Consider the following 11,663-nt stretch of genomic DNA (forward strand, 5'->3'; position numbering starts at 1 on the left):
TCATGTTGAGTGTTGTCTGTTGCTCACTATGAAGTAGCACATTTGAAGGGAGAAATTCAAATGACAACGAGTCCCAATAGCAATAAGAAGGAGTTATCTTCGGAACAACAAGATGGACTGCTCAAAATATTGAAAGCGCGCTTTGAGAAATACATGAACCGCCATCACGGTCTTGAATGGGCAGACGTACAAGCAAGGCTCGAAGCTCAACCAGAAAAATTATGGTCGCTCCATGAAATGGAAGTGTCCGGCGGTGAACCGGATGTTGTTGGTTATGATCAACAGACGGGGGAATACATGTTCTGCGATTGTTCAGCAGAAAGTCCTAAGGGGCGAAGAAGTGTTTGTTACGATCGTGAAGCGCTGGAGTCACGGAAAGAACATAAGCCGCAAAATAATGCGATAGAAATGGCTGCTGCCATAGGTATTGAAATTTTAACAGAAGAACAATATCGGGAGCTGCAGAAGCTTGGAAGCTTCGATATGAAAACATCGAGCTGGGTGAAAACACCTGAAAGGATTAGAAAACTCGGCGGGGCCATCTTTTGTGATCGGCGCTATGACACTGTCTTCATGTACCACAATGGAGCAGAATCCTATTATGCTGCTAGAGGCTTCCGTGGCTCGCTAAGGGTCTAACTGAACGAATAAAGAACCGGAGTTGTCTGGCCAGAGAAGTGTAATCAGCGCAAGCTAACTCAAAAAAGAACAGGCCACAAAGGCCTGTTCTTTTTTTGCTGTTATGCTTACTGTTGATCCAGCACTTTAATCAGTCGGTTGATCATTGCTGCCGCTTCCGCGCGGGTGGCATTGCTGGTCGGCTGGAAGCGCTCCTGCTCGTCACCTTGGACAATACCGAATTGAACTGCCGTCTGCACGCCTGCCTTAGCCCAATCGGCAATGGAGGCTTGATCAGCAAAGGTGACCTCTGCCGCTTGGGCCGGTTTCTTCATCAGACGCGTAATAACGACAGCCAGCTCTTGACGGCTGATCGGATCGTTCGGACGGAATTGTCCGTTCGCGCCTTGGAAGATGCCTGCTTTCTCTACAGCCGCTACTGCTGAAGCGTACCAGGCGTTCGTAGCTACGTCTGCAAAGCTCGGTGCACTGCTGCCGCTGTCTAGCTTCAGCAGCTCGGCGAACAGCTTGGCGACTTGCGCGCGTGTGGTCACGCCAGAAGGCTCGAAGGTCGTCTCCGTTATGCCATTCACGATATGATGCGAGACCAGCACGCGAATATCTTGCTGTGCCCAATGTCCAGTCACATCAGTGAACGCCTTCTCGTAAGTGAGCAAAGCGTAAGTACCCGACGAGGTAACCTTCGCCGTCCATTGACGGCCGAGATATACCCACTGGTTGCCCTTCAGCTCATACAAGCCGATCAAGGCAGCTTCTGTGCTTGCTTGGGCCTTCAACTTGAGCTCAAGCGTCTCAGTCGAGGATACAGCTACAGACTTGCCATCCTTCACCTTGGCCAGCTCTACCTTCAGCGCGGCGGAAGCCGCCTTATAGCCTTGGCCGAAGGTACCTTCCCCTGGAGTGAAGAGAATCGACAATACTTCCTGGTCCTGCAGCTGGAAGGCACTGGAAGGAACAGTTAATACCGCTTCCTCCTTCTCCAGCTTCAGCGTGTAGCCTTTCGCACGGATCTCCTTCCATACGCTGTTTGCAATACTGACGGTATGCTGGTCATTCTTTAATACTACGGTGACGAGCTTGTCTTTGGTCAGCTGCGCAAGCTTCGTTGCATCCAGAGTGAATTCTTTACCGTTCGCTGGTGTGGCGATAATGCCGCCACCGCCACCAACATAGCTAGTCGCATTGTCTGCGGGTCTAGGCTTTACTGTAAAGCTTGCACTCGAACCCTGCATCAAGGTTTTGCCTGCGTAATCCATGACTTCAGCATCGACATACATCTTATACACAGCACCTTGCTGAAGCGCAGACGTCGGCTTGAACACAACCTCCTGCGAAAGCAGCTTCGTATCGTCAGGAAGGAACCAGCCACTCTGACCCTTGATATCCGCAAGCCCCGCATTTGTCTTGCTGATATCCTCCTTATAGCCCTTCATGTTCTGGAACTCGAAGGTGCCTTCCACAGGTACCTCGGTCGCTCCGCTCACTTGCACGACACGGATCGTGCCAGGCAGATTACGCATGCTATCCGGCGCCATGTTCTCCTGATTCATCAGACGGTCGAACACAATTGTGATGCTGGCATCCGCTTCAATGTTCGTTGCACCCTGCTCAGGCGTAATGGATACGACCGAAGGTGCAGAAGTTCTCTCCAGCGGTACATTCAATTGCGTCTCCGCTGGCGGTACGACAACGATGCGGGAAGTATAGCCTTCATACCCTTCTTTGCTGAAGAGTACTCTCCAGTCGCCTTGCAGCACGTCCCAGCCATAGCGCCCTTCGTCGTCTGTGGTCTGAGGGTTCACTTGACCGTACTTGTCAGCATCCCAGTTGGACCATGCATTGTTATTACCGCGCTGCTGAACGATAGCGGTAACGCCCTCCAGACGGTTATCCATGCTTCCTTCAAAGACATAGCCGCTTGGGTCAATCAGGACGATTACTTCGAGAAGCGGCATCTTGATCGTGACCCCGCCCAGTCTGTAGGTCAAATCGAGCAGCTGCTCACCATAAGAGCTCCATCCGCTCGGTACAGAGCCTGTGAAGGTTTTCCCGTCCGCTCCCTTCGTCAGCACATATGTGTTACCGAGGAACGAGATTTGAGCCTCATCCACTGCTTCCTTGAAAACAACCTTAACCTCAATTGGTGTCATCTCCGTAATCGCCATCGTGGCAACGGCTGTGTACGGATTCAGCTTCACATTCTTGTTCCAGCCTGCCGTAATGTTGACGGAGTCCACCTCCGGCGTGCCCTGAGCATATTTCACTGTCACTGGCTCGGAGGTAAAGCTGCCGGCCGATCCATTCTTCGTTACCTTGGCCATCAGCTGGAATTCCGCTTCTGACACATTGTCCGCTACAGGCAGCGTAATATCAGCGAACCACCAGCGGCCGTCCACCTGTACCTTCCCCATGCTAAGGTCGCCAGCGAAGATCTCGACCGTAGAGCCTGACATTGCACTACCGTACACCTTGATTGTCTTGCTTCCTGTCGTCGCAGGCGCGTTGATCGAAGCGTAGAGCACGCTGGTCGAAGCAACCATTACAGGACCTTGCTCGTTATTCGCTGCCGTCACCTGCCCGGTTGCCCGAATTGTATGAACATCTGCGCTTACAGTCACTTCGAAGCTCAGATGGCCACCCTTGCCGGCATCCAGACTGCCCACGGCTACGGAGAAGCTGGAACCATTCACAACGGCTGCCTGCGGCACACCATTCAGCAGCACGGTTCCTGTAAGCAGTGCTACTCCTGTCGGCAGCTCTACATTCAGCCTGACGTTCTCGGCTGTCGTTGTTCCATTGTTCTGGTAATTCAATCGATATTCGAGATTATTGCCGTAGACGGCCGTAGCTACGGAAGAGCTGAAGCTGTTGCCTTGCCCGCTGAAGCGACTACCTGTTTCCTGTTGAAGCACGATTGTTGCTTCCGTCGGTCCGGCTTCTACAGTTGTGGATACGTTCGGGTAGCCATAATAGCTTACTTCCAATCGATACGTACCCGCTTCGAGGCCACGAATCTTGAAGTAGCCGTCCGCATCCGTGCGAGCCCAGCCTTTGTAGAAGCGTCCCGCTGCATCATACAGACTGATGCCTGCATGCTTCAGTGGTGTTGTTCCATCCGCCGCGAATACGCGACCATGAACGAATTGATCTGCCTCCAGCACGATGTCGCCCAGCTGCTTGGCATCATGGACACCAATTGTTCTCTCAACCGGAATATATCCTTCGGCATGAATACGAACCTTGATCGTCTCGTCTGCAGCCAGGCCGCTCAATGTGAACTGGCCGTTCGCCTCCATGGCGGTTGAAGCCCAGCTCGTCTGACTGAACGCCTGAAGCTGTGCGTTCAATATTTGACGGCCATTCGCTGTCATAAGCTTACCTGTCACTGTCGTGCCAAGATCCAATGCAGCACCGATGCTCGTGCTTGCCTGATGAATCGGCCCGCGTCCGGTCACGTTGCGGAAGCCCTTTTCCTGAACCGTCAATTCATATTCTGCCGCTGCAACCACATTCGTTACGTTGAATTCTCCATAACGAACATATACGTTTTGCGATACAGTAGAGGAAGTGCCTCCATTAGCCGAATGCTGCGGATTCGGCACGTATACGCGCTCGGATACGGTCATCGTCCGGTTATAGCCAGTATGCACCGCTTCACTGTAGCCGAAGGCTTGTGCCGCCGATGGGCTATACAGTCGGAAATAATCCAATTCTTCTACGTTAAAGCCATCCGGAATCGTTACTTTAATCCTTACTTCGGGAACGATAACCTTGGTCTTGCGATCTACCGTTACCATGATCGGAGCAACAACATAATCCGTGCCCTCCGCAATAACGACCTCCTGCGTCTTGGACTCGAAGGCGCCCGAGCCCTTGATGCTAAGCTCATATTTACCTGTCTTGACGCGCTTCAGCTCTGTCTCCCCGGTATAAGAGGTGAAATAACCATTTGCGCCAATATAGCCATAGATCTCGACGGCTGACGTCGCCGATTCTTTCCCACGTAGTGACACGTGCAAGGATTGTGCGATAGGCTTGTCTTCCGCATCCACAAGCTGAATCTTTAACGTCTTGTTGACCGGAACCGTAATCGTCTTAAGATTAATTTTTTGGCCTGCCCCGATCGTCAGCTTCGGTCCGATGCCGGAGAATACTTCCCCTTGATAGATCAGGCTGAGCTTGGCTTCGCCTGCTGCCAAGCCTTCCAGGACGAAGCTGCCGTCCGCTGCAACCGCCTTAGAGGCGAAGCGATGGCCGGAATAGAGCTGAAGGATAGCCTGCGCCGGAATTTGACTTCCATAGGTCACCTTGCCGCTCACTGTAGCGCCGACAGTCCGTACGCCTTCCGTCTTCTTCACGTTCGATTTCTCTTGCGCATTCGCTTTCTTCACAAGATAGCCTTCGACGCTCGTGATAGAGAGGATGCCCTCTTCAACTGCGAACTCGCCGGTAAACTTGGCTTCGGCTTGTTGATAAGCAAGCGTCAGCTCTCTCGTCTGCGCGCCAGCCGATGTCGTATAGGCGACTATGGCTTTCGCTTCATACTGATCGCTGTAGGTGCCTGTCAGCCTAATGCCTACCTTGCCGTCCAGCTTCAGCAGCCCGGTCTCGGCCGTAGGCCAGCTTACATCCAATGCCGCAACAGAGAAGTCAGGAACGGTAAACTCAGCAACGTCAGACTCCGTTACAATACCGGTTCGGCCTACGGCTGCAACCTTCACCTGATAGGTCTTGCCTACCGCTACATCGGACTTTACATAACGCGTATCCGTGACTTGGTCCGCCACCTGCACGAGCGACTGGCCCTTCTCTGCGAGGAAGACACGATAATAGCTGCCGCCAAGCACAGCTTGCCACGTTGCCTGGAGTCCCGAGCCTGTCATGCTGAGCTCGACAACCGGCTTATTCGGCGTCTCCTGTACCTTGCCCACGGTAAAGTCGCGGGTCAGCGTCTTGCTCTGATTCGGTCCTACCGGCTGGCTATAACTGAATTGATACGTGCCTGGCGTTAAGTACGCCGTTATATGAATGCTCGACGGGGTATGATCCTCTCCCGTGTAGACCGTACGTCCTTCAGCATTCTTGATGCTGATCGTTGCCGGTACGCTGGAGGTCATGTTGAAATCACCGTCGTAGGCTTGCGTCTCCTGCCGCGCCTCAGTAGCCGCAGCATAAAGCCTAACATTACTTTCTCGATTCACGTAAATCTCATTAAGCTTGAGATCTCCACGCTGGAATAAGACTGAAGCAGCAATGGTCGTGCGATAATTCGCCTCGTCCGTTTGAACCTTGAAGCCCTCGAGCACCGGCTCTGACCGCTGACTTGGGAACTGAAGCGTTGTATTCGTCTCGATCTGCCTGCGCTCTGAGATCCAGTTATAAGTCCATGGCGTCTCGAGCGGCTCCTTCTCCTCCAGTCGGAATATGTACCGATTATTGCCCGGGGTCGTATGGACCTTCGTCAGCACCTGTGTTTCTGTCGGACTAAAATAGCCTATTCCGCCGGTATTGCTATATTGATCCTTCAGGACGTAGACACCCTTGAATGGAACCTCCGCTCCATCCTCGGACTGCAGCTTCACAACAACCGTACCAGCAACCAACTCATGGAATGATATAGGCTCCATGTTCGGCGTTACCGTCACCGACTTCGTCAGCTCATAAGCACTGCCCTGCCCATCCAGCGTAATCCAGCCAAAATCATAATTGCCCGGTCTGGCAAGCAGCGTAGCGGTCGGTGCATTCACTGGCGCGTAGTGCCTTCCTAAATCTACACGGAAGGAGAATTTACTGGTATCCAGCCCTTCGACAGGTACCGCCGCTTGAATAAACGCCCTCTCGCTCGGAATGATTTCCGCATTGGCGAAGGAAATGGTGGTCACTTGCTCATCCACTGGCAACACGTCCATCGTCATAAGATCCCTGCCATCAAAGCTCTTCGCATACAGATAGGTCACAGGCCAGTTCGACGATATATCCCTGAGAGATATCGTCGCATACACCTTGTACTTGCGGTCCTCAGCAATACGCTCCTTGATGGTTAATCTAGGCACTCCATACGATTCATAGCTCAACTCTGAGCTTAATAATCGACTTGTCCCACCAGAGGACAATTCATACACACGGGCATTTTGCGTGTAACTGAAGAAATAACCCGCCGGAAGCTCGAATGGCAGCGTCCTGAAATCCGCAATGCCCTCCCCAGATACTGTAAAGGTTTTGTCCGCGGACAGCGTGACCATGTTCGTCGGGAACCTCTGCTCCTTCAGCTTCAGCCGATACGTTCCCGGCTGGACGTTAGGCAGCGCTACTCGGGTTACCGAATTCGTGCCGACCACCTGCACCAGCTCGCCTGCGGCGTTCAGCAGCTCATAGGTAATCATCCCTTGCACAGGTATCGCATTCGAGCCACCACCGCCACCGCCAACAGATGCCGTATCAGCAACCGAATATTGCGTCCCGGTCTCCGTTGCCTTCAGCTCGTATTTCGTCACTTCACCTTGCTCGTTATAGGCCATAAATGCGGCTGTCGAAAGATTCGTGTTGTTTCTAGGATATACTTCCCACAGCCGGTTGCCATGAGAATCGCTGTACTCCGTATACGCGGAGGGAATCAATTCTAGCTTACTTGAGCTATAATCCTTCACATCCCAGTAGTGATACACCTGCGAAGCCGTCATTTCCCGCTCTAGCTGTAGAGCCAAATCCTCATTCAGCACTGCATTCAACCGATCATAACGGTAAATATAGTCATCCTTCGTAACCGTAAAACCAACTCTCGCCTCAATGCCTTTACTTACATATACGGTTCTCTTGAGGTTAGAGGCCCAATAGTTTTTCCCATAAAAATGCATGTGGATGTCATCGTAGCTTCCTTGAGGCGCTGTCACCTTGACCAGGTCCGAGCCGAAGGAAAGCGTCTGCTCGCTTGGACTGTTCACTGGAACCGTAGTGGTCAGCACGTAGCTTGTTAGGGCCTCCGTCTGGTTCAATACCGCGGATACCCCCAGATCCCTGTTGCCCGCGACATAGATTTCAAGCCCATCCGTAACGTTAAAGTGGTGAGTCATTGGATAGAAGTTCTCTTCCGTACTTGTCGGCGTTATCGTAAGATAGCCATCGTCATAAGGAATATTTGTCTGGAAGGTCAGCTTCTTCAGCTGCTCCTTGCCGAACTTCAGCTCGCTAATCTCCCCGCCCGTGAAGCTGTACTGGTATATAATACGCTTCGAGCCTGGGAAGGAGTAGCCCTCCACGGTCAGATCATAAGTCTTGCCTGACAGCACATAAGCATTCGGAATAAAGAACTTGCCCGTAGCATCCAATTCCTTGCTGTAAACAGGCCGGCTGCTAACATAATTATAACCAACATCCGTAAGCGACGTTTCGGTGTGATAACGCTCATACAGCCTGAGGTATCCGTATTGAAGCGCAGTCCCTGTTTCATTTTCTACTGTGGCTGTAATGCCGTTAATATTCATCGTTTCTGCGAAGGCCGCAGGAGCGAGCGAGCCGAACAATAAGACGACGGCAAGCATCAGCTTCAGCCATCCCGTATTTCTCCATCTACCCATGAGTCTAATTTCCTCCCTTAAGATACAATCCATGACAGCATTACTTCGAGACCGACATCAAGCGTATACCCATTCGACAACAGCATCCACATACTTAAGAACTATACCTACATCCATCTCCTTTTTTTAAAATTACCTAAAGATTTCTTGCATATCTTTAATATTACAAAACAAAGCATTACAATATCATTACACCTCATTACGAATACAAGGACCAAAGGAGCTCTGTATGAATTCAAGTCATGCGACGCACGACCCATCTTGTTCTTCCCCGCATCGCCTCTCCTATCCGGATATTCTGCAACCTGACTACGAGACCATCGTCCTGCTTCATGGTATGGGTCTAAGTCAGGAGGCCTGGGGCACACTTCCATCACTCATGTCCGATAAGTACAACATATGGACCTATAACCTGCCCGGGCATGGAAGACGACCTGTGCTGCTTCCTTTAAGCTGGGAGGCCCTGATGACGGATTTCGACCAAATGACCCGCCCTTGTGCGGAGCAGCGAATTCATCTCGTCGGTCATGGCATTGGAGCAAATCTGGCTGTGAAGCTGGCGGCGCATCAACCTGAGCGCATACATACCCTATCGCTGATCTCTGCACGGGGTTATGTACCCGGCAGCGTGACTGTGGAGGCGATGAACTATCGGCGACAGCTTCTTCAAGCCGGTCGCCCAGAGCTGCTGTTCCATCACATAACGATGGCGATCACGAACAGACCTCAGCATTCCGCCGAATTTTCATTACTCTTGAACGCATTTCGACAGGCCGATCTAACGACATACATGAGCCTCATGGAGCTATTTCTTCAAACCGATGTGCTCCGCGACTTCTCCCGTCTCGAAGCACCTACCCTGCTGTTGTCAGGCGAGCTCGACCTATGTCTTTCTCCAGCGCTTACTGCCATTACCGCGAGCTACGCCAAGCAGGCACGATTTCGCATCGTACCCCGTTCCTCGAACGCCTGCCACTTGGACGCCCCTGAGCTCGTGGCGGAATGGATCATGGAGCACTGCGAAGCAGGCCGCAGTACATTGAGCCAACAGCAGCTGCCTTACTCTCCCATCTCCACGCGAAAGGTGCGCGACAAGCTGCATCAGGTCATTCTTGCGGGTCAGCAGCTCTTGAAGGAGAAGAATCGGCTGGAGGTGTATACGCTGGGCACCTTTCGTGTATTCGCGCGCGGTGTTGAGATCGTTCAAGGCTGGAATCGACGTAGCGCCAAGGAGCTGCTGATCTATTTACTTCTGCACCCCACAGTGACAAGACAGCAGCTCTATGACCGACTCTGGCCTGACGTCGACCTGAAGAGCGCACAGAATCGGCTTCGCGTCAGCTTGAGCCATCTGAAGCAGCTACTGACGCTACCGGGAGGCGAGAACAAGAACGAGTATCTCATGATAGACAGAGAGCATATTTCCCTGCGGGCCGATATTGAATGCGATCTGCTCACCTTGCTGGAATCAATAGCCGACTGGAGCAATGAGCCCGATGAAACGCTCCGCGAGACTATTGCACAGAATCTACTGGACACTTATCGTAAGGATGGACTGAACGGCTATTGCGAGGATTGGTTTCTCGACATTCGTAGGCGAATCGAGGAGGATATGGAGAATATCGTTATATGGTATCTGGAGCGGCTGAGGCAAGGGGGACACGAGCAGAAGGTACATAAATACGAGCGTCTATTGGAGGAGGAGCCTTCAGCTTCCTAAAGTCCTTCCTAAAGGGGCTATCCGATCCAAGCTATGGAGCCCCCCGTTGACCTTCGAATCAGGTGAGCGGCGTTCCCTCCAGGGACGCCGCTCACTCGCTCCTCAGCCCCCTGCAGCACGATGTTGTAGAGGGGCTGCATGTATCACTTTATCAATTAACCCGTATGCGCTAGCTTCATAGGCATCCATATAGTTGTCTCTGTCGGTATCTCTTTCAATCCTCTCAAGCGCTTGACCTGTTTGTTTGGATAAGATCTTGTTCATTTTATCTCGCAATCGAATGATGCGTTTGGCGCTTATTTCAATATCTGTTGCTTGACCTCGCACCCCGCCGAGAGGCTGGTGAATCATAATTTCACTGTTAGGAAGTGCAAGCCGCTTCCCTTTCGCTCCATTTGCCAATAAGAAGGCCCCCATTGAAGCTGCCATTCCTATACAGAGTGTGGATACATCAGCCTTTACTAGATGCATAGCATCGTAGATGCCCATTCCTGCTGTAATGGAACCACCTGGAGAGTTGATATACATGTTAATATCTTGGTCCGAATCGACAGCATCTAAGTAGAGAAGCTGTGCTATGACGCTATTGGCAGCTTCGTCGGTAATCTCTCCAGGCACGAATATGATGCGGTCTTGCAGGAGCCGAGAGTAGATATCATAAGCTCTCTCACCCCTGGAGGATTGCTCGACAACGTAAGGAATCAGATTCATGGCTAGACCTCCTTCATCATCAGTAGTCAATGCGATATTCTCTTTCTAAATACGAATACTTATTGTCCCTGGTCTCCAGTATCCTTGGTTGGATGGTTACACGACTCGAATCCGCATCGCAGGCAGGGGAAGCATTGCTTAACTCTTTGATTCGTTCGATAACTTGCTCGTCAATCTCAAGCTCATCCATTTCATCTGCTTCGACGATCTGAATCGTAATTTCCTTAGTGACAGTGGTCTCGACTGTCCATAGGCTGACTACGATTGTCATTTCCCCACATTCAATTGCAGCACGGGTGAATATTTCTACGAACACTTCTCGGTCGCAGGCATTGACAACAATATGCTCTCGTTCATTCTCAACCAAGCCATTAAGATTATTTGAGCGGTAAATCCCCTCTGGTAATTGAATTTGGATTTCCGACTGTTGAGATTTTTCATCTAGCATGAACTGAATCCATAGATGATTCATTCCTTCTTCGTTCTCCATCTTTGATTTGGCTAACCTGATGTTAAGCATTATTGATTGTCACCCCTTAGTGCCTGAGATACTGAATCGATAACTCTTTGTTTTAACTCCGCAGAAATTCGAGGGCTAATTGTAATCATGACATCATCTGTTATCTTTAGTGTTTCGTTTTCAATCATACGGCTAGGCTCATACCATGTTAATTGCTGACTTATTTTTTCAATGTCCACCAAGGAAAGCTTCTTCAAGGTTCCTTGAATGGAAGCCAATGTTTCCCCCGTTCTTGATAAGGTTATAATTGCGCGAAAGTAGTGGATGTGGTTATCTGTGTACACCCTTTTGTTACCCATTAATTCAAGGGGCGGTACCATACCAATCTGAGTGTAGTACCTTACCGTTCGCAGATTCATGCGCGGGTCATCCTTCTGGAGAATCTCCGCGACCTGTTTAGCGGTATAGCTATTCATTGCACACCTCCAATTACATTTACCTGTATATGTCACACTTGACTGTATTGTTTAGAGTCTACTGTAACATTAATCGTTTGTCA

General features: G+C 51.0%; 6 protein-coding genes. 2 read left to right on the forward strand and 4 right to left on the reverse strand.

Annotated features, from left to right (window positions below; all coding sequences use genetic code 11):
* The first annotated feature begins 60 nt into the window (after positions 1-60).
* Positions 61-639 carry a DUF4256 domain-containing protein gene (locus PAE68_RS20255; protein ID WP_281889981.1) on the forward strand — a complete coding sequence of 193 codons (579 nt, stop codon included), beginning with the start codon at positions 61-63 and terminating at the stop codon, positions 637-639.
* Positions 640-746: 107 nt separating this feature from the next.
* Here PAE68_RS20255 and PAE68_RS20260 read toward each other — a convergent pair whose 3' ends face one another.
* A complete protein-coding gene (locus tag PAE68_RS20260) occupies positions 747-8,213 on the reverse strand; it encodes an S-layer homology domain-containing protein (RefSeq protein WP_281889983.1) in 7,467 nt (2,488 codons plus the stop codon).
* Between the two features lie 229 nt (positions 8,214-8,442).
* On the opposite strand from PAE68_RS20260, the gene PAE68_RS20265 reads away from it, so the two are divergent.
* Complete coding sequence (locus tag PAE68_RS20265) at positions 8,443-9,933, forward strand: alpha/beta hydrolase (RefSeq protein ID WP_281889985.1); 1,491 nt, start codon at positions 8,443-8,445, stop codon at positions 9,931-9,933.
* Between the two features lie 102 nt (positions 9,934-10,035).
* Here the strand turns inward: PAE68_RS20265 and clpP are convergent, their stop codons facing one another.
* The 3 genes from clpP to PAE68_RS20280 are packed head-to-tail and all read right to left on the reverse strand — an operon-like array spanning position 10,036 to position 11,580.
* Positions 10,036-10,644 (reverse strand): ATP-dependent Clp endopeptidase proteolytic subunit ClpP, encoded by a 609-nt coding sequence (gene clpP / locus PAE68_RS20270; protein WP_281889987.1) that lies wholly within the window; start codon positions 10,642-10,644, stop codon positions 10,036-10,038.
* Between the two features lie 19 nt (positions 10,645-10,663).
* Positions 10,664-11,116, reverse strand: a complete 453-nt coding sequence (locus tag PAE68_RS20275; protein ID WP_281889989.1) for a hypothetical protein — start codon at positions 11,114-11,116, stop codon at positions 10,664-10,666.
* Between the two features lie 47 nt (positions 11,117-11,163).
* Positions 11,164-11,580 (reverse strand): MerR family transcriptional regulator, encoded by a 417-nt coding sequence (locus tag PAE68_RS20280; RefSeq protein ID WP_281889991.1) that lies wholly within the window; start codon positions 11,578-11,580, stop codon positions 11,164-11,166.
* Between the last annotated feature and the right edge of the window lie 83 nt (positions 11,581-11,663).

Source organism: Paenibacillus sp. YYML68 (assembly GCF_027923405.1).
Lineage (GTDB): Bacteria > Bacillota > Bacilli > Paenibacillales > NBRC-103111 > Paenibacillus_G.